The organism is Streptomyces blastmyceticus (assembly GCF_039521185.1).
GTDB lineage: Bacteria > Actinomycetota > Actinomycetes > Streptomycetales > Streptomycetaceae > Streptomyces > Streptomyces blastmyceticus.
Genome location: NZ_BAAABW010000016.1, coordinates 135,619 through 154,432 on the forward strand (window position 1 = coordinate 135,619; position 18,814 = coordinate 154,432).

General features: G+C 70.3%; 15 protein-coding genes and 1 tRNA gene. 5 read left to right on the forward strand and 11 right to left on the reverse strand.

The window, feature by feature from the left end:
* Window positions 1-28: 28 nt before the first annotated feature.
* The gene (locus ABD269_RS14455; protein ID WP_116212739.1) at window positions 29-526 is read right to left on the reverse strand and encodes a phosphoribosyltransferase; all 498 of its coding nucleotides are present in this window, start codon (window positions 524-526) and stop codon (window positions 29-31) included.
* Window positions 527-550: 24 nt separating this feature from the next.
* The gene (gene dcd / locus ABD269_RS14460) at window positions 551-1,126 is read right to left on the reverse strand and encodes a dCTP deaminase (RefSeq protein ID WP_071962992.1); all 576 of its coding nucleotides are present in this window, start codon (window positions 1,124-1,126) and stop codon (window positions 551-553) included.
* Window positions 1,127-1,657: 531 nt separating this feature from the next.
* On the opposite strand from dcd, the gene ABD269_RS14470 reads away from it, so the two are divergent.
* The 5 genes from ABD269_RS14470 to ABD269_RS14490 all read left to right on the forward strand — a co-directional run bounded on the left by ABD269_RS14470 (window position 1,658) and on the right by ABD269_RS14490 (window position 8,173).
* Window positions 1,658-1,731 (forward strand) — tRNA-Gly (locus ABD269_RS14470).
* Window positions 1,732-1,922: 191 nt separating this feature from the next.
* Window positions 1,923-2,903 (forward strand): hypothetical protein, encoded by a 981-nt coding sequence (locus tag ABD269_RS14475; RefSeq protein ID WP_344118230.1) that lies wholly within the window; start codon window positions 1,923-1,925, stop codon window positions 2,901-2,903.
* A gap of 5 nt (window positions 2,904-2,908) precedes the next feature.
* A complete protein-coding gene (locus ABD269_RS14480; RefSeq protein ID WP_344118231.1) occupies window positions 2,909-5,755 on the forward strand; it encodes an ATP-binding protein in 2,847 nt (948 codons plus the stop codon).
* Window positions 5,752-7,296: a hypothetical protein gene (locus ABD269_RS14485; RefSeq protein ID WP_344118232.1), complete on the forward strand. Its 1,545-nt coding sequence runs from the start codon at window positions 5,752-5,754 to the stop codon at window positions 7,294-7,296. Before ABD269_RS14480 ends, ABD269_RS14485 begins: the two co-directional genes overlap by 4 nt.
* On the forward strand, window positions 7,283-8,173 hold the full coding sequence (locus tag ABD269_RS14490) for a hypothetical protein (protein ID WP_344118233.1): 891 nt from the start codon (window positions 7,283-7,285) through the stop codon (window positions 8,171-8,173). Before ABD269_RS14485 ends, ABD269_RS14490 begins: the two co-directional genes overlap by 14 nt.
* A 73-nt stretch (window positions 8,174-8,246) precedes the next feature.
* On the opposite strand, the gene ABD269_RS14495 is transcribed toward ABD269_RS14490, so the two are convergent.
* The 9 genes from ABD269_RS14495 to ABD269_RS14535 all read right to left on the reverse strand — a co-directional run bounded on the left by ABD269_RS14495 (window position 8,247) and on the right by ABD269_RS14535 (window position 18,550).
* Window positions 8,247-8,963 carry a hypothetical protein gene (locus ABD269_RS14495; RefSeq protein ID WP_344118234.1) on the reverse strand — a complete coding sequence of 239 codons (717 nt, stop codon included), beginning with the start codon at window positions 8,961-8,963 and terminating at the stop codon, window positions 8,247-8,249.
* A gap of 58 nt (window positions 8,964-9,021) precedes the next feature.
* Window positions 9,022-10,209, reverse strand: a complete 1,188-nt coding sequence (locus ABD269_RS14500) for an NlpC/P60 family protein (protein ID WP_344118235.1) — start codon at window positions 10,207-10,209, stop codon at window positions 9,022-9,024.
* Between the two features lie 58 nt (window positions 10,210-10,267).
* Entirely contained in the window at window positions 10,268-11,068 is an 801-nt protein-coding gene (locus ABD269_RS14505) for a hypothetical protein (RefSeq protein ID WP_344118236.1), read from the reverse strand.
* On the reverse strand, window positions 11,065-13,200 hold the full coding sequence (locus ABD269_RS14510; RefSeq protein ID WP_344118237.1) for a TrbL/VirB6 family protein: 2,136 nt from the start codon (window positions 13,198-13,200) through the stop codon (window positions 11,065-11,067). Before ABD269_RS14510 ends, ABD269_RS14505 begins: the two co-directional genes overlap by 4 nt.
* Window positions 13,197-13,769, reverse strand: coding sequence for a hypothetical protein (locus ABD269_RS14515; RefSeq protein WP_344118238.1), 573 nt, complete (start codon window positions 13,767-13,769; stop codon window positions 13,197-13,199). The genes ABD269_RS14510 and ABD269_RS14515 overlap by 4 nt, the downstream gene beginning before the upstream one ends.
* The gene (locus ABD269_RS14520; protein ID WP_344118239.1) at window positions 13,766-16,327 is read right to left on the reverse strand and encodes an ATP-binding protein; all 2,562 of its coding nucleotides are present in this window, start codon (window positions 16,325-16,327) and stop codon (window positions 13,766-13,768) included. Before ABD269_RS14520 ends, ABD269_RS14515 begins: the two co-directional genes overlap by 4 nt.
* 11 nt (window positions 16,328-16,338) lie before the next feature.
* Window positions 16,339-16,989 (reverse strand): hypothetical protein, encoded by a 651-nt coding sequence (locus ABD269_RS14525; protein WP_301886369.1) that lies wholly within the window; start codon window positions 16,987-16,989, stop codon window positions 16,339-16,341.
* Window positions 16,986-17,219 carry a TcpD family membrane protein gene (locus ABD269_RS14530; protein WP_301886368.1) on the reverse strand — a complete coding sequence of 78 codons (234 nt, stop codon included), beginning with the start codon at window positions 17,217-17,219 and terminating at the stop codon, window positions 16,986-16,988. Before ABD269_RS14530 ends, ABD269_RS14525 begins: the two co-directional genes overlap by 4 nt.
* A 92-nt stretch (window positions 17,220-17,311) precedes the next feature.
* Window positions 17,312-18,550 carry a conjugal transfer protein gene (locus ABD269_RS14535; RefSeq protein ID WP_344118240.1) on the reverse strand — a complete coding sequence of 413 codons (1,239 nt, stop codon included), beginning with the start codon at window positions 18,548-18,550 and terminating at the stop codon, window positions 17,312-17,314.
* Window positions 18,551-18,814: the final 264 nt, after the last annotated feature.

Below are 18,814 nucleotides of genomic sequence, written 5' to 3' on the forward strand. Positions count from 1 at the left end.
GCGTACAGAAGGCCTGCGCGCAGAAGAACTACGCGTCGAGGATCTGACCCTCGCGCCGGACGACCGGCGGCTCCACGCTCCACGGGAAGTTGATCCACTCGTCGGTGCGCTTCCAGACGTACTCGCAGTCCACCAGGGAGTGCGACTTCTGGTAGATCACGGCACTGCGCACCTCCGCCACGTGGTCCAGGCAGAAGTCGTGCACCAGCTTCAGCGTCTTGCCGGTGTCGGCGACGTCGTCGACGATCAGGACCTTCTTGTTCGAGAAGTCGATCGCGTTGGGCACCGGCGCGAGCATGACCGGCATCTCCAGGGTGGTGCCGACGCCGGTGTAGAACTCCACGTTGACCAGGTGGATGTTCTTGCAGTCCAGCGCGTACGCCAGGCCGCCCGCGACGAAGACGCCGCCGCGTGCGATGGAGAGGATGATGTCCGGCTCGTAGCCGTCGTCCGCGACGGTCTGCGCCAGCTCACGGATGGCCTGCCCGAAGAGGGGGTAGGTCAGATTCTCGCGCTTGTCACTCACTGTTGCTGTTCGCCTTGTCCCTGCTCAGACCTGCGTGCGGTGAAAGTTCTGGAAGGACCGCGAGGGCGTCGGCCCGCGCTGGCCCTGATAGCGGGAGCCGTGCTTCGCGGACCCGTAAGGATGCTCGACGGGTGAGGTCAGCCGGAACATGCACAGCTGCCCGATCTTCATCCCCGGCCACAGCTTGATCGGCAGCGTGGCCATGTTCGACAGCTCCAGCGTCACGTGGCCGGAGAAGCCCGGGTCGATGAACCCGGCCGTCGAGTGCGTCAGCAGACCGAGCCGGCCCAGGCTGGACTTGCCCTCCAGACGGGAGGCCACATCGTCGGGGAGCGTGATGACCTCGTACGTCGAGGCGAGCACGAACTCACCGGGGTGCAGGATGAACGCCTCGTCGCCCTCCGGCACCACCTCACGGGTGAGGTCGGCCTGCTCGACGGCGGGGTCGATGTGGGGGTACCGGTGGTTCTCGAACACCCGGAAGTAGCGGTCCAGCCGCACATCGATGCTCGAGGGCTGCACCATCGATTCGTCGAACGGGTCGATGCGCACCCGGCCGGCGTCGATCTCGGCCCGGATGTCCTTGTCTGAGAGAAGCACGGGTCGAGGATACGCGGAGAAGGCGGACAACGCGGGCCCGGTCCGAACGGACCGGGCCCGCGAGCCGCTCAGCGCCTCTTGATCACCGCTTCTGGACCGCCACCGGCACGGAATGCCGCAGCCGGGCACAGCGCGGGCAGCGGAGCAGTCGTCCCGGGCCGAGCCGGCCGGGACCGAGGTTCTGCATCGGGAACGAAGCGGTGCTGAACACGTGCCCTTCGGCACAACGAACGACGGTGCGCTCCATCGAGCTCCCTTTCCCCATGGTGTTGCTCATCCGTGCCTCCGGCACGACATGAAAGACAAAAGCCACATTAGGGGATGCATTCCAGTGACTCACACCCGGCACTCCCGACCGCGCCCGCCGACTTGCCGCCCCTACGGTACGCCCCAACTCCCGCCGCCCGAGGCCGCGTCCCCACCCACCTCACCGACCCCACCCACGCCAGGGAGACCCTCACGGCACGTGCGCCGAGGGCCTTCGATGGGGTAGAGTGTGCGACGATACGACGCCCCGAAACGGGCATCTACGCGGGTGTAGTTTAATGGTAGAACATGAGCTTCCCAAGCTCAGAGCGCGAGTTCGATTCTCGTCACCCGCTCCATAAAAGGAAGGCTCAGGTCAATGACCTGGGCCTCATTTTTTTGCCCTCCCGGCAAGCCCCCAATCTCTGACGGCGTTTCGGTGCTTTTGCTCACCGGTGTCGGCTCGACCGGTCTACCCGGCGTGAAATTCGGATAAGTTGCCGTGCCGAATGATCAACGATCTACGTCAGACCCCGATGCGGAGTACGACATGAGCACATATCCGGGCGGCACCGCCGGACCTGCCGGCTGGGCGGCCTCGGGGGCGACAGGCCCCAACGGCTCCTATCGGAACCAGACTCTGAAGTACCAGCAGATCGAGCTGAGCTTCGACGAGTCGGTCACGCTCCGGACGGTCATAGGCCACTGGGCGACCGCGGCCTTCGCCGCGACCCTGGTGTGGCTGATCTGCGGGCTGTTCGGCCTGCTGACGAACGACTTCGACTTCGAAGAGGCCGGTACCGCCTTCAGCGTGGGCGGCATCCTGGCCTTCATCGTCTTCTGGCTGATCCTGCTCTTCTCCTCCTTCACCGAGCCCGTCTCGGAGTGGCGGACCCTGCTGGAGGACAAGGCGCAGGCGTCGCCCTCCGCCTATGCCGCGATCTACGGCGCGCTGTCCCACCGCCGCATCCCGGTGACGGCCGTGCCGTCCCGGATCCGCAGCGACATCCTGCAGCCGGAGGCGGTCACCAACCGTCTCGTCGTCAGCAGCGGCCGGTACGTGGCCTACGTATCCGTCTTCGAGTACGGGACCAGCCTCTACCTCGGCTGGACGATGTGGCGCATCCGCCCCGGCGCGGTGATCATCGGCACGTATGTCAAGGACCTCGTCGGCGGGCTCATGGGCCGCACCGGTGACGTCAACCAGATGCTCCGCACCGAGCGGCCGCGCGCCATGCGGGAGGCCGTGCACTCGGCGGTCCGGGAAGGCGTGGAGATCGCGGTCCAGGGCGTCGAGGTGCCCATCGCCTCGGCCTTCGGACAGGACCTGCCCATCATGACCGCGCCGGGGCAGGGGCCGGCCGGCCCGCCGGCTCCGCCCGGGCCGCCCGTCATGCCTGTCGCGCCGCCGACCCGGCCCGTACCGCAGCCCGCGCCGCCGGTTCCGCCCGCGCCGGGCGGGCACACCGGGCATCCCGTGCCCCCGGCAGCACCCGGCAGCCACGGCCCCGCTTCACCGCGGACCCACTGAGCGGCATGGACCAGCAGACCGACAGGACGCCCCCGCCGGGCGTCCTGACCGTCGGCGACGGCACATCGGTGTGGGCCTGGGCGGCCGTCCGCATCGAGGCCGCCGCCGACCTCACCGAGACCAGGGAGTACGCCGACCTCACCGAGGACGAGCGCCGGACCAAGGCGGTCGCGGCAGAGACGGCCTGGCTGGCGGGCCAGTGGGACACCCGCCACGACGCCCGCATCGAGCTGCGCTATCTGACCGACCCGGCGGAGCGCAGGATCTCGTGCGCCCTGCTGGCCCGGGTGCGCGGCGACGGCGCGGCCACGGCAGAAGACTCGGCCGTGACCGCGGTGCTCGCGCTCCGCGACCGGCTGGGGCAGCTGCCGCACCACGTCCACGCCGCCCCGGTCGAGGACGCGGCCGAAGTGGCGCGGTGGCTCACGCCGTTCACCCCCGACCCGGCCGGCCTGGCCGAGATCCGCAAGCGCTACCGGACGGGCCTGCCCAACCGGCCCGACGCGGGCGTGCAGTACTACCTCTCCCCGCAGCCGTTCACCGCCGCGGCGCCGCCATGGGACGCGCTGTGGCAGGCGCTCGCGGCACACCCGTACCCGCTCATGCTGACGGTCGGCCTCGAACCGTACCGAGTGCCCGACGACCTCGGGCCGATGCTGCACCGGATCGCCACCCACTACGGGCGGCTGGCGACGCCGGGACAGCTGCCGGAGGGCCTGTGGAGCCCGACGACCCAGCTGGCCCCGGACAACTTCGCCGTGGACGCCGCGAAGGTGTACGCGGACGCCGCGCGCCGCTACGCCGACCGCGCCTTCCGCATCCGCATCGCGCTCGCCTCCCCGAACCCGCTCCCCGAGTCCCTCGCCGAGCTCGTCGGCGCCACGGTCTCCCCGCAGGAACGGCCCGGCCAGGGCACCACGCTGACCGAGACCTTCACCGGTCCCGCGCACGTCACCGTACGGCCGTCGCCTCCGGAGCTCGCGGCGGCGTGGACCGGTATCACGACGCTGGAGCACGCCCGTTGGGGCGGCGACCAGCGCTGGCAGCTGCCCGAACCGCTGTCACCGCCGCTGCGCCTGCTGCCCGAGCTGGTCGATGCGCGGGAGGCGGGTGCCGCGCTGCGGCTCCCCCTCGCCGTGCACGGGCACATGCCGGGCTTCCCGGTGCGCAGACCCGACATGGCCCTGGAGACCGACTACCGCCCGGACGGGCCGGCCATCGAACTCGGCCGCCAGCTGGTGCACGGCGCGCCGGCCGGACCGCTCGGTGTCGGACTGGGGTCCCTCACCCGGCACGCGCTGTTCGTCGGAACGACCGGCTCCGGCAAGACCAACACGACTCTGGCCTTCTGCCAGCAGCTCTGGCGGGACCACAAGGTGCCGTTCCTCGTCCTCGAACCGGTGAACTCCGAGCTCGACGACTACCGCTGGCTCGCCACCCGCCCCGGCTTCGAGGACCTCCTCGTCCTCACCGTCGGCGACGAGACGACGGCGCCGTTCCGGCTGAACCCCTTCGAGGTGCCGCACGGGGTCCGGATCAGCACCCACACGGCCGGGCTGCTCGCCTGCTTCGACGCGGCGTTCGGGCTCTGGGACCCGCTGCCGGCCATCTACAACCGGTCCCTGCGCAACACATACGCGCGGAAGGGCATCGTCCCCACCGACATCTCCACGCCCGCCCACACCGGGTCGTGGCCCACCCTCCGCGACTTCATCGCCGAGATGCGCAAAGAGTGCGATCAGCTCGGGTACTCCGGCGAGGTCAAGGACAACATCATCGCCGCGTCCAGGCTGCGGGCCGAGTCCCTCGCGGAGGGCGCCTGCGGCAGCACACTGGACTGCGCACGCTCGTACCCCGTCGAGGAGTTGCTCAACCGCCCCGTCGTCATCGAACTGGCCGGCGTAGGCGACAACGAGAAGGAACAGTCCCTCGTCACCGCGCTGATCCTGCAGACCATGACGGAGCACTACAAGGCGACCCGGCGGGGAGACGGCCTCTCCCACGTCACCGTCATCGAGGAGGCCCACCGGCTGCTCGGACGGCCCGTCGCCTCCGGCGGAGACGGCAAGGAAGGCAACGCGCAGGCCCGCGCGGCCCAGGCCTTCGCCAACACCCTCGCCGAGAACCGCAAGTACGGGGAAGGCCTGGTGATCGTCGAGCAGGTCCCCGAGAAGCTCGTCGAGGACGCGTACAAGAACACGAACCTCAAGGTCATGCACCGGCTGCCGTCCGCCACGGACCGGGAGCTCATCGGCGGCACAATGCGGTTCTCCCCCGACCAGGAGCGCTACGCGTCGTCCCTGGAACCCTTCCAGGCCTTCGCCCACCACGACGGCATCGACCGGCCGGCCCTGATCCGGGTGCCGAACGTACGGGCCGAGGCGGCCGCGGAAACCGGGGCGGCCCGGGCACCGCTCGCCGACAACGCGGAACTGGCCGACCGCTTCCGCGCATTCGCGGCGGCGACCCCGGACGTCGACGCGGCACTCGCCCCCTTCGCCGACTGCGAAGGCTGCCGGCACCGCTGCGCGTTCCGCTCACGGGCGGCGACCGCGGTGTGGCCGGAGCACGGGGCCGAGCTGAAGAAACGCGTCGCCGACTACCCCAAGACGTCGGCCGCCCAGGCCGAATGGTGGTCGCGCACCGCGGAATGGGTAGCCGACATCGCCGACGCGGTCGCCCCGCCGGGCGCGGAGGCGGACGCGGTCGGCGACTACCGCGCCTGCGTCTTCATCCACCTCGCGCAGGCGGCGTGGAAGCGGAAGACGCTGCCGTGGGTGCGTCTGTACCGCAGCAATGCCAAGGCTGATGCCGGTGCCGGTGCCGACATCGATACGAGAACTGAGTCATGAGCGACCGCCCCACCGAGACCGAACGATCACCCGAGCAGCCGCCGTCGTCGGAATCCGGAGCGGACGAGGCCCCCGAACCGACGGAGGCGCAGGACGCGCCCGAACCGTCCTCGCCCGAATCAACGCCCGAGCGGCCCGACCAGACGCCTGAATCCGGCGGCAACGCCTCCGACGGGGGTGAGGCTTCCGACGACGCGCCGGAGCCGGCGGAAGCGGAGGACTCCGAGAAGGCAGAGGAGATAGAGGAGCCACCCGCTGAGCTCAAGGGCGGGGGCGAGCCTTCCGACGGGGGTGAGGCCTCCGACGACGCGCCGGAGCCGACGGAGACCGGGGAGCCCGAGCAGTCGTCCGAATCCGGATCCGAGGCAGAGTCCGGCGACGCACCGGAACTCCCCGCGTCCGAGGACACACCCGCAGCTGAGGCAGAAGGGCCGCCGCCGGAGGAGGAGGCAGCGGAAGCACCCTCGCACGCCGAGAACGTGAATGATCCGGACGAAGCCCCTGATCCGCCCGAGCCGCACGACGGCGAGACTGCCGCCACAGCCACCGCTGCCGAGCAACCACCCGAGGAGCCCCCACCAGCACCCGAAGCTCAGCCTCCGGCCGACGAGGCCCCGCAGCCGCCGACTGATGCTTCGGGTCCGGCCGATGATGCTCCGGAGCCGGCCATGGACGGTCCGGACCTGGCTGATGAGGCGCGGGACTCGCCTGCGCACGAACTCGCCGGTCCCGGTGCGGCGGCCGGTGAGACCGTCCTGCCAGGTGGCGACAACCGCATCCACCAAGACCTCGATTCGAAGGCCGAGTTGGAGGTCGACGCGGCCGAGGGCGCAGCCGAACAGTACGGCAACAGAGCGCTGCGCGACGGCCCCAGCTACCAGGAGGAGCTCGACGACCAGCTGGGGGCACGCGGCCTGGACCACTCCGAGCATGACAAGCTCCGGCTCACCCGGACCAACGAGCTGAGCGAGGCGCAGGCCCGCGAGGTCGTCGGGGTCCGTGACGCGATCAAGCTCGACGAGGGTCGTATGGTGACCAAGGTGGTCACGCCCGAAACCATGCAGGCCTACCTGGACAACGTCACAAAGCTTGGCAAGGACAAGTTCAATCCCGGTGAGTTCCGCGGTTCCATCGCGCGTGGCTGCGACACCGCCGACCTGCGCAGCATGGACCAATTGCGTGATGGGCTCGCTCTCGACGACGGCGGGGCCGGCTGGACCCCCGTTCCTCCGGGCGCGTCCGAGGCGTACCAGCTGCGCTTCCCGGCACCGCACGACATGCGTGCCGACCCGAGCCTCGGCGCCGTCGGCGATCGGGGGCTGGCCGACCACGTCGCCGGCATGGCCGGCCTGAGCCGGGGACTGGCCTGGGATGACCCGTTCCTCGGCACCGGCTACACCGGCGGGGGTGTCCCGGAGTGGATCGCCGAGCCCACCGGCTTCCCCCACCATGCTGAGATCTGGCGTATGCACGCCGACGGCTCCGAAGAGGCCGTCGGCTTCTTCGACAAGAACGAAGGACTGTGGAATGACTATGTCTGACCCTGCGAGCCACCCCTCCCCGGTCAAGGGCGAAGTCGCTGTCTTCCGCGGTGAGCTCTACCAGGCCCGTGGCGCCGTGGGGCTGTGGCCGTACGTCGAGCTGCTGCCCGAGCCCGGCCGTCCCGCACCCGAAGGGCCCGCGCCGCGCGAGGCCGCCGACGGGTCAGTGGGATACCCGGTTGCGCCGGAGCGCCTCGAAGCCTGGTACGCCGTGACGTGGACATTCCGCTGGCACGGCGAGCTCTTCGAGTGCATCGCCGCCACGTCCACCAAACTCACGGGCGACTACCTCGGCTCCGACGAACAGTTCGCCAAGGAGCACCTCAAGCGCCGGGGCATCCGCTACCGCGGCGTCTTCCCGCGCGACGAGGTCACCGAGCTGGAGCAGCACCGTGAGGATCTGCTCCAGCCTCTGCACGTCACGGTGCAGCGTTTGGCCGAGGTCGACCATTTCCGCCCCAAGGTCTACGCGGTCCACCGCGGGCGGACGTATCCGGCTGCGGCCGAGGCCGACGCGTCGGGTCTCATCGCTTTGACCACCGGGGATGACCGGCCTGAGGATCTTGTCGCCGATCCCCGGGACCCGGGCGCCGGGCGTTTCCTGGCCGCCCCGGAGCAGTTGGACGCCTGGTACCGGATTCACTGGACCTTCCGCTGGCGGGGCGGCCCCTTCGACGCCGTCGGGACGGTGGACGGCAGCCTCAAGGGCGTCTACACAGGCGGCAGCTGGGGATTCGCGGACAACTTTCAGCTTGACCCGGAGACAGGCCCCGACGGGGTCCACACCCAGTACACGATCACGGTGGACCTCGACGGTGTCACCGACCTCGAACAGCACCGCACCGACCTGCTGGCCAACCAGCAGCCAAGGCCCTGAAGGCCTTGGGTCACAGGTTCACGCCGCGGGCGAGGGAGTGGACCGGGCAGGGCCGTGGACGGACCCCCGTCGGTCACACCGTCAGGTGCGCGATCCGTCCGAGCTCCGGGCGGAGTGTCTCCGCAGCCGCCGGGTCGATCGTGCGCAACAGGGCCCAGGCCGCATGGGCGTTACGGGCGGCGCGGCGGGTCTCCGTGTCCGTGGCCCCGGCCCGGTGGCGGCGTTCGGCCGTGAGCACGTGCAGCCGGGTGGCGGCGGACCAGTCGTTGCGCAGCAGCAGGGACAGCCAGGCGCGGGTGGCCAACGCGCCGAGGGTGTGCGGGTGGAGGGGGCCGAGGTCGGCGGTCAGCACCGTCTCCAGCTCCTCCGCCGCCGCTGCCGCCCCGGCCAGGTCGCCGCGCAGTTCGGCGGCGACGATCCGGCCGAACACGGCGGCGTGGCGGGGTTCGAGCGGTCCGGCCCGCTCTGTGAGGGCCGTCAGTGCGATGGCCGGGGCCGGCGTCGCCACCGGCACCGGCACCGGGTGCGGCGCGTCCAGCGGCGTCACCGCGCCGTCGTGGTCGACGATCAGGGGCCAGACCGAACCGTCCGGCTCCTTGGCATTGATCCGGACCGGATGCCCGCGCCGGGCGGCTCGGACGCGTATGTCGGCGAGGGCGGACGTGCGCGCGTCCTGCCCGGGCAGGCTCTCGACCGGCTCCCCGTCGACGCTGGCCTCTCCCGCGACACTGATCACGATCGTGTACACGGGTGTCAGGGGGACCGAGTCGAGATCCGTCACAACAGGCATGGCCAATCCTTACTTCCCGCCGGTCCCCTTCGGTTCCGCCCTTCCATCATCATCCGGGTCATCCCGGGTTGGGGTAGTAGGGGGGTGACCAGCCCAGGTACTTGGCGCCCCACTTCGACTCGATGTCGGTGGCGGGCACGATGGATATCTCGCCCGGCGTCACGATGTCGTTGGACGCGATCTTGCCGTCACCGACGTAGATCGCGACGTGACCGGCTCGGTGCCCGGTGTCCCAGAACATGAGGGCTCCCGGCGGTGGATTGCGGTCGCCGTCGTGGCGCATGTCCTTGGGCATGACCTCCTGATAGTGGTCGATGGCGTAATTGGTGCCGGAGGAATTCCAGCCGTACGCGATCGAGGTGAAGGCCAGGCACTTCTGGTACCAGTTCGCGCGGTGGCTGTCCGCCTCGGCCTTCGCCCACTTGATCGCGTCCTCGGTGGAGCGGCGGTTGGTGACCTGAGCGGGCCAGGGCGACTTGCCGTCGTGGAACGGCTCGCCCGGATTGCCGGGCTGGCTCGAGCCGGACGTATCGCAGTTCTCCGGCGGCTCGTCGGGGTCCTTGCTGCCCTTGCCGTTGTCCTTCGGGCCGCCGGCCTTCGGGTCACCGGTCGAGCCGTTGTTGCCGGACTTGCCGGGGTGATTCTCGCCGGAGCGCTCCAGATCGACGCCGGCTTCCTTGGCGATGCTCCGGGCCTGGGTCTCCTTCGGCCCGTAGGCGTCGGGGAAACCGGAGCGCTGCACCTTCTGGGCGGCGTCGTTGAGCGACATGTTCTCCCACGAATAGCTCGTCAGGCCCGGCGGGTCGCCGCTGTCGCCGCCGAAGAGGAACATATGGGCCGCGTACTTGGGGTCCAGGATCTGCTCCTTCGTGCCCCAGCCCGACGACGGGCGCTGCTGGAAGAGGCCGAGGGAGTCCCGGTCCCCGTAGTTGATGTTGTCCAGTTCCGACTCGGCGAGCGCCGTCATCAACGCGATGAGCGTGGCCCGGCCGGGCAGCTTCCCGTCCTTGGCCACCTGGTCGACGATCTTCGCGTTCGCCACCTGGCGCGCGCGCAGTTCCTTGCCCGCCCCGCCCGTCTCGGTCCCGCTGCTGCCATTGCCCGATGGGCCGTCGTCGGCGGGCCGGCCGGGCTTGCCGCAGCCCATGGCGTACGCGCCGCCACCGCCACCGATGCCGCCGAACGCACCGAACACGATCAGGAAGGCCATGAACAGGGCCGCGATCGGCAGGCCCAGCTTGAGCATCAGGGCACGTCGGGCTCCCCCCGCCGCCAGGGCGAGGGCCTCACGTCCGTCCAACGCCTCAGACCCCCAGGATCCGGCCCACGCGCCAGCCGTCGTCGCCGCGCATGATCTCGGTCAGCAAGACCTTGGTGTCGGTGTACTTCCGGTAGCCGGCGACCGTGGTGTCCACGGTCACCTTGCGCCACACGCGCGTCGGGGTGTCCGCCTGCTGGCGCACCCGGTCGTCGTCGGCCGGTCCGACGGTGACCTTGTCCACCGTGGACACACCGCCGTTGGAGACCAGTTCGCCCCACGCCTTGTCGTCGAACTGCCGAAGGTTCTCGCGCAGGGCGGAGGTCATCCACGGCGCCGCGCGGTCCACCGCCGCCTTGTGGGTCTTGTCCACCGGCGGGTTACGGGCCCAGTAGGCCCGCGCCCAGTCCTCCGCCGTCTTCTCCGGCTTACCGAGGTCCGGCTTCGGAGAGTCCGAGGGGGACGCGGACGGGGAAGGACCGACGCCCTGTCTCCAGCGCACTTCCCCCGGCACCCCCTCCTCGGGGGAGGCCCCGGCCTCGGTTCCCGGCCGTACGACCCGCGCCGGCGCATCGTGGCTCGGCCACCAGTGGGTGGCGGCCGCCCCGAGCGCCAGGAAGCCGACGATCACCAGGATGGCGCCGCCCGCGGTGACCGGTTCCCGGCGCCTCTCCTCCGCGAGGCGGCGCTTGAGCTCCGCCTTCCGGCCCTGCCGGTAGACCTTGCGGGCCCGACGGCGCAAGGACCGCTTGGGAGCCTCCTCGATCTCCTCCGGGTACTCGTACGGGGTCTTCAGCAACTCCCGCCACTCGGCCGGGTTCTGCGGCCGCTGCTGCTTCTTGCTCACGTGTTCCTCCTGCGGCGGCGGTTGGGGGCCGGTGTGCGGGCGGCGGTGGCGGCACCGGAGGAGGAACGATTCTGCACACCTGCGGACCCGCTCCGGTGCGCGACGGACGCCGTCCTGCGCTCGTCCTTGATGCGCTGCTGCCGGGGCACGCTGCGCAGCTTCGGCCCCTGGCGGAAGGAGTGGGCGTCCCGGCCGTTGCCGGGCTTCGAGGGCGCGGTGCGGCGCCGGTCCGCGCCCTGCTGCTCCACCGCGGCCCCTGATCGGCCGGTCTGCGCAGGTGCGTTCTGACTGCGGGCCTTCTCCCGCTGCGCGGCGACGTTGGCGGACTTCGGGCGCACGTTGGCCACCTGGGTGGAACGGCGCTCCGGCAGGTCCACGGTCTTGCCCGTACCGCTGCGGTACGCGCCCGCACGGGTCACACCGCCGGCACCGCGCGAGCCGTCCGCGCCCATGCCGCGCTCGCCCGCACCCGACCGGTCCGATCCGGCCTTGGACTTGTCGCCTCCGCGCACGCCGAGCGGGACGGTGGTGTTGGTGGCGGCCCAGGAGTTCATGGCCATGGCTTTTCCGACGTGGGAGACCTTCTCGTCGAAGGCCTTCGCGCCCTTGCGCGCACCCGCGGCCGTGTACTTGCCGGCTTGCTTGCCGACTGCCCCGGTACCGCGCAGCGCCTTCCCGGCCGTCCAGCCGGTGGCCTTTCCGGCGAGGCGGCTGGCCCCGCGTCCCATCGCCATGCCGAACGCCGAACCACCGGAGCTCAGCGACCCCGTGACGCCGACGATGCTCTCCATCACGGCACGGAACTTGAACGCCACGATCGCGCTGGTGATGCTGACGCCGACGGCGGCGAAGTAGCCGTACGTGCCCAGCATCGTGATGCTGACGGTGTTCAGCACCAGGACGACGCCCAGCACCATCGTGCTCACGAACGACTGCATGGCGAAGCCCAGAAGGGCGTCGAACCAGCGCATGCCCCACTGCCGCGGTCTGCCGGGGATCACCCACAGGCAGGCGAAGACCACCCCCGCGAGAAGCAGCATCAACGAGCCGATCAGCGAGGCGAGGGAAGCGAAGGCCAGGGCGATGGCGAGGACGGCGAACAGCACGGCACAGACGAAGGCGGCGATCGCGACCGTGACGCGGCCGGCGTTCTTGCCCTGCCGCCAGTGCATGGCCGAGTCACCGACCTTCCCGCCGCTGACGGTTTTGCTCAGGTATTCCTCTCGGGCATCGTCGAAGTCGTCGTCATCCGCCTCCTTACCCGTCTTCCTGAGGGTCTCCTCGCCGAATTCCTTACAGGTGTCGAGGTTGCCGAATTCGGCGATGCACCAAGGAGTGGCGACGTACGACCGCCAGATCGCGTCGGTGGATTTGCGAATCAGCTTGTTCTTCTTCGACTCTTCGGCTTTCTTCTGCTCCTCGGGGTCCTTGGGCGCCTTGCCGTCATCTGCATCCTGCTTGAGGTCCGCGTCCCCCTTGACGGCGAAGGGCTCCTTCACCTCGCGGTCGAGGCCGGCGCTGGTGGCCTCCGTGGCGACGCTGGAACCGACACTGCGCACGCTCGAGAGTGCGTCGACCCAGACGCCGGGGGTCGCCACCAGCGACACCGCCAGAATCCCCGAGGCCGCCACCCAGCCGAGCTGGCTCAGCCCGCTGCCACTCGCCTTCCGGTGATTGGCCCAGGCCACCATGGCTCCCACGGCCAGGGCCGAGGGCAGCAAGGTCTCGGAAACCGTTCCGCCCGCGCTGGATATGGACTTGGTGATCGCATCGTGAATCTCTTTGACATCGGTGAGACTCAACGTCCACTGGACGGCGACCACGGCCGACTGAGTGACGAAGACGGTCAGTCCCATGAAGAGTTCGGCGATGCCGTTGAGCATCGACCAGCCGATGTCCTTCCAGCCCAGTTCGCTGTCCAGCCGGAAGTAGAGAGCGGCACCGAACTGCTCATAGAAGGTGTGCCCGCCGCCCGTCCCGACCCTGGGGGTGCGCAGGAGGTCACCGATGCCCGCCGGCTTGTACTTGTCGTACTTCTTGTCATCGGCCGCCGCTGCCCCCGCGGTCACCATCAGTGTGGTGAGCGCACCGAGGAGAGGTATCGCGAGGTTCCGGAAGCGGGGGAGTCTCATCCCTTGGACCTCATCAAGGCACTGCGCACAGGACTGGCGGCCGACATGTCGTCGTCCCTGATGCTCGTGAACTGATCGACCAGCCACTTGCCGTCGGTCTTGACCAGGCGCACGGCCCACCGGTGGAAGAAGGTCCGCGCACCGTCGGTGGTCTTCTCCGTGACCATCAGGCCGGTGCCCTCGGGATGATCCTTGACCGGCGGCACGGACAGCGGCGCGCCCTCGGTGCTCACGGTGCTCGTCGGGTCGGGCTTGTCACCGGACGGGTCCTCGAAACGCTTCACACACCCCTCGACCCCTCCGTCCCCCTGCTTGTTCGGGGTCCTCAGACCGCACATCGTCCGTACGTCGTTGGCGGTATAGGCCTTCGTGTGCCGGACGGCGACGTCCTTCATCGCCGCCTCGTCCTTCGCCCGCGCCTGAGCCTCCGCGTCCGCCCGGGCGCGCTCCTCCTTGGTGACGCCCGGGGTGTCCCCGGTCCGTCCGCCCTTGCTGTCCGAGGACGACGAGCACCCCGCCACCATCAGAACCGACGCCGCCACCGCGGCCACCGCCGTCACCCGCTTCACGCGTCTACCTCCTGAGGCTCGGACTTGCTCATGGACACCGGGGCCGGCCCCGCTCCCGGACCAGTCGTCTTCGGCGTCGTGCTCAGCAGCTCCAGCACCTCCAGCGACGGCACGTCGAACTGCACCGTCGCGCTGCTGAAGCGGCGGTCGCGCATGATGCAGTGGCCGTGCCGGATCTCCTGGGTCACGTCGACGCCGATCGCCTGGATGAGCTGGCGCGTGTGGTCGCCCTTGGGCAGGTCGAGCAGGGCCGCCATGGCGTCCTGCTGTTCCGCCGTCGTGAGCTGGAAGCCGAAGACCGTGGTCATCTGCTCCACCAGGCCTGTGAGGCTCGCCAGGGACTCCGGGTCCTGCGTGTCGACGACCAGGGCGGTGTGCAGCGCACGGCCGACCCGGGCGATGTACTGCAGGAACGAACTGCCCTCGCGGGTGGCCGTCAGGACGTGCACCTCCGGCACCGCGACGACCTTGCGCAGGCCGCGCAGGTCCTTGCGGCCGGCCATGCTGATGCCGTACGCGAGCAGCGAGTGGACGAGCGCGACCGAGAGCCGCTGATGGACCGACCAGTCGTCGCGGTCGTCGTCGGGGGACGGCAGCGTGATGCCGGGGACCTGGACGACCCAGATGCCCGGTGTGGGCGTGAGCAGCGAGGAGCCGTCCGGCCTGCCCATGAAGGGCGCGCCGAGGCCGGTCAGCGACAGCTCGTACAGGGCGTTGCCCGCCTCGCGCGACAGCTCGTCCTCGGACCGCCGCAGCCACTCGATGACCTTCCAGGTCGCCGGCTCGCCCGCGGCGATGACCTCGTTGACCGCGCTCTGGATCGGGGTCTCCGCACCGCGCATCCGCAGGTGCTGTGGCAGGGCGATGCCGAGCTGCGCCGGCACCTCGGTCTGCGCGCGCTCGGCGCTCTCGCCGGACAGCAGGGTGAAGAGGTCGGCGACGCCCGCGAACTGCGCCCCGGTCTCGATCAGATGGGCGTTGAGCCCGAAGCGCTGACCGGCCGACACGAGGCCGCCCATGTCGCCCTTGAAGTCCAGCGCCAGCACGAACGAACCGCGGAAGCCGGAGTCCAGCAGGGACAGCATCATCGCGGTCGTCTTGCCGCGGCCGCTTCGTCCGATGAACGCCGAGGTCGTGGCGTCGCCGCGCTCGGAGCCACCGGTCAGGTCGTTGCGTACGACGCCGGGCGTCGAGCCGGTCAGGTAGCCGATCACCGGGCCCGTGTCGTCACCGACCGACGCGCCGCCCCAGAACCAGGAGCCGGCGAACGCGCCGACCGTGCGCGTGTGCACCAGGTCCGGCACCCGCAGCATGTCGCCGGGCTGGGACTCCAGCCACAGTTCGCGCTGTTCCTCGGCGGCGACGCTGACCTCGATGCCGAGGCCGCCGTAGAAGCCGATGACGGCGTCGCAGCGGGCGCGCAGATCGTCCAGTGAGACGTCGCTGCTGACGATCAGCCGGGGGTGGTCCTCCAGCAACGTGACATCCTCGCGCTTCATGTCGCGCGAGAGGTTCGTCATCGTCTCCTCGGTCTCCTCGATCTCCTGCGCCGTCTCGCCCGCGGAGTGCTTGGCGGCGCTCTGCCGCTGCTCCTTGGCGAGCCTGCGCACCTCGTCGATCGCCTTCAGGGCGTCCCGCTTGTGCAGGACCTTGAAGCGGACGGAGGGCTCGGGGTTGACCGGCTTGACCTGGATGTCGGTGTCGTAGTCGTCGTCCCCGTACTCGGGTACGTAGGTGATCTCCGCGACGGCACGCAGCCACTCCCCCGCGCCCGGGGACTCCATCTCCTCCGGGAAGCCGTCCATGGTGAGGATCGCGGTCCAGGCCGTCGTCTCGCCGTGCTGGTCGACGAAGCGCAGGTGGTCGGGGTAGGGCAGGACGCGGCCGCGGGTGAGCTGGGCCAGCTTGGCGCCGGAGATCATTCCGTCGCCGTCCGGCGTGGGCAGCGCGGTGCCGCGGCGCTGCTCTCGGGCGATCATCCAGGCCAGCATCTCCACCGTGGCCGGCTGCGCCTTCCACGGCGTCGTCTCCAGCTGCCGGCCCAGGCGCCGGGTGAGCGCGTCCAGGCGGGCTATCTCCTTGTGGGAGACGGAGGTCGAGCCGATCCCCAGGGCGTCCTGTACGCCCCTGCTGCCCCGGGCCTTGGCCTGCGTGGACCGCTCGGAGATGCGCACGCCGAGCAGCAGCAGCCGGGTGGGCAGCTCCAGATCGTCGAGGCGGTCGACACGGATGTCGGCCCACTCCGCGTAGTTGCCGGCGGAGAAGAGGGTGTCCGCCTCGGTCCGGTACTCGCCGGCGTTCAGCGGTGCCCACAGCACCTTCAGATGGCAGTCGTAGCCGGAGAGCGTACGGGCCAGCGCGCTGCTCGCCTGGTCGTGCTCGGCGTCCCGGGCGCTCTCCGACATCAGGTCGGTGTTGGAGCCGGAGAGGACGAACCACGCCTCGGCGTGCGTCTCGGTGACGATCAGACCGTCGGCGACGGCGACGTAGCGGGGCGGCGGGGCGGAACGGTCACCCTCGACGCCGAGAAAACGGGCGATGCCTTTGAACAACTTCAACGTCGTTACCTTTACATGCCTTTCGGACCGGGCCGGTGCGCCGCACTGCCCGTCCATGCCTGCTGGGCCGCGTGCTGGGCGTTCTGCCGGGCCGCCTGCTCGGCGGCCTTGCGCTCCTTGCCGGAGAGGCCGCGCATCCGCGCGCGGTAGACGTGATCCGGGCCGTAGAGCCGGGGGCGGGCGTCCAGCTTCGCCGGGCGGCCCGCCGTCCGCTTGGGCTCCTCGCCCCCGAGGGCGCCCTCGAACACGCCCATGCCCGGAAGGGCCAGGAGCTCGTCCGTCCGCTCGCCCAGCCGGGCCCGGAGCGGCAGCCACTCGCTGCGGTCGGCCGCGCGCCGGCCGCCGTTGATCACGGGCCGGTGGCCCACGGTCAAGTAGCGGCCCGCCAGGGCCCACTGGGTCAGGTTCCACCGGCGCTCGTTACGCCGGGAGCGCTGCGCACCGTAGAAAGTGATGAGCGCGGGCGGGGCGAAGTAGAGGGTGAAGAAGAACTTCGACGGGAACCCGAAGATGAGCAGCAGTCCACCCACCCAGACCCCGTAGATCACGGCACCGGTCACCAGGACGCGGCGGGACGGGCCTTCGCCGAGGTCCATCCCGAACAGCTCGTGCTGCCGCGTCTCCAGGTCGAAGTGGCGGGTGAAGGTGTGCCCCACCCTCATGAGCCGGCCACTTTGTTCCAGACCTCGGTCAGCATGTTCTTCGAGGCGTCCGGCGCGAAGACGAAACCGGCCACGACCACGCCCGCCAGGAAGTGGCCGAGCAGCTCGCCCCACTCGCGCTTCGCGTAGTGACCGATGGCCCTGACCGCGAGGACGATCAGAAAGATGTTTCCGGCGATCAGAAACACCCAGGACTTGAGTTCGGCGCCACTGGTCAGCGCGAGTTGCATCGGAATTCCCCCATGGTGAGACGGGCAGCGGTGAATGGATGAGTGCCGGAGGACCGGCGGAAAAGGGTGTCGGTGGTGCGGGCCGCGGACCGCTACGGCGTGAGACCGCCGTGGACCTCGGCGACCTGCCAGCGCTCGGCCTGGGCGGAGGACACACGGGTCACCTTGACCCGGTAGGTCTGCTCGATCTCGGCCCCGCCGACGTTCCAGCTGACGACGGCCGTGCCGACGCGGTCGGTGCCGCTTCCCTCGTCCACGGCCCAGTTGCGGATCGCGCCGAGCGTCATGCCGGACGGCAGGGCCGGAATGGAGGCGCCGGGCGCGGCGACCGATTCGGCCTCGCCCGTGGCGTATTTGGAGAAGAACTCCTCGACCACACCGCGGGTCCTGTCGGCGAACTCCATGTCGTTGGTCCTGGAGTCCGGCGCCGGTACGGACGGGCCGCTGTTCGGCACACCGACGATTCCGGGCTGACCGGTGACGACGACGCGGTCGGCGGCCTGGACGACGGGAACTTCCAGGCCCATCCACCAGGCGGCGGACGCGGCGGGCTTGGCGTCCTTCTTGCTGTCGTCCTTTTTGCCGTCGTCCTTCTTGGAGTCGTCCTTCTTCGAGTCGTCCTTCTTGTCGCCCTTGTCGGCAGGCGCGGCGTCGGCGGCCGGGCCGTTCACGAGGACGTCCACCCGGACGCGGGCGCGCTTGTCACCGAGCACGGAGACGGTGCTCGGCTGCACGACGATCACCTGCTGACGGCCCTTGGAGTTCCAGCCGGCGGTGGTGTCGGTGCCCCTCGGCATGTCCCGCGCCAGGGCGTCGGCCCGGGCCTGCGGGTCGGCCTCGTCCCAGGTCAGGTACGAGCGCGCGAACCGCGCCGCGACCGCCTGCGCCTCCTGCACCGGATACTGCGGCCCGCTGTCGGCCTTGGTCGGCGCGGGCTTGGGCGCGGCGGGTGCCCAGATCCACGACCGGACACCGGTGATCGCGGCGAGGGCGACGACGCCCCAGAGCACGCCACGGCCGACCTTCACGGCGAACTTGACGCCGCTCTTCTCGTCCTCGATCTGCCAGGGGACTTGGCCGGCGGGGGCGGTCCTGTCCTCCGCTTCCGGCGCCGTCGGTTCGGTCCGGGCGGGCCCCGGCGTCTGCGCCTGGAGCCGCGCCGCGGCGTCCGTCCACTGCTGCAGCCCCGCGGGCGCGGGCGCGGCGACGGCGGGCTGGGGTGCCGGGGCAGCCTGTGGCGCGAGCATGTCAGCAGTCGGCGCGGCCGCGGCCTTATCGCGCGGCTCCGGCAGATTCAGTATTCGCCGCGCGACCGTCTTGAATGTGCTCAACCTCTGGCGACCCTTCCCCCGTACTAGGTCTGAGTGGCAGGACAGTACGTTGGCCGATTACCGATCGTCAAACGGCTTCATTTGGCCGCTAGTGACAGAACAGTGACTAACTCCGACCGCTTCAACCGGCCCAAAAGTCCGACAAGGTGGACCGAGTCGGAAACGCCCGCCGCCGCTTCAGAGCCAGGCCCTGCCGTCGCGACTGCACCGGCAGCGGATCCGGGGGATGACCTGGCGTCAGGGCAGGTAATGGGCCCTGCCTTT

Coding starts and splice junctions, on each gene's coding strand:
- ABD269_RS14475 (WP_344118230.1), top strand. CDS start 1,923: ATGAGCACATATCCGGGCGGCACCGCCGGACCTGCCGGCTGGGCGGCC.
- ABD269_RS14530 (WP_301886368.1), bottom strand. CDS start 17,219: ATGCAACTCGCGCTGACCAGTGGCGCCGAACTCAAGTCCTGGGTGTTT.
- ABD269_RS14525 (WP_301886369.1), bottom strand. CDS start 16,989: ATGAGGGTGGGGCACACCTTCACCCGCCACTTCGACCTGGAGACGCGG.
- ABD269_RS14480 (WP_344118231.1), top strand. CDS start 2,909: ATGGACCAGCAGACCGACAGGACGCCCCCGCCGGGCGTCCTGACCGTC.
- ABD269_RS14485 (WP_344118232.1), top strand. CDS start 5,752: ATGAGCGACCGCCCCACCGAGACCGAACGATCACCCGAGCAGCCGCCG.
- ABD269_RS14500 (WP_344118235.1), bottom strand. CDS start 10,209: ATGCTCAAGCTGGGCCTGCCGATCGCGGCCCTGTTCATGGCCTTCCTG.
- ABD269_RS14490 (WP_344118233.1), top strand. CDS start 7,283: ATGACTATGTCTGACCCTGCGAGCCACCCCTCCCCGGTCAAGGGCGAA.
- ABD269_RS14495 (WP_344118234.1), bottom strand. CDS start 8,963: ATGCCTGTTGTGACGGATCTCGACTCGGTCCCCCTGACACCCGTGTAC.
- ABD269_RS14510 (WP_344118237.1), bottom strand. CDS start 13,200: ATGAGACTCCCCCGCTTCCGGAACCTCGCGATACCTCTCCTCGGTGCG.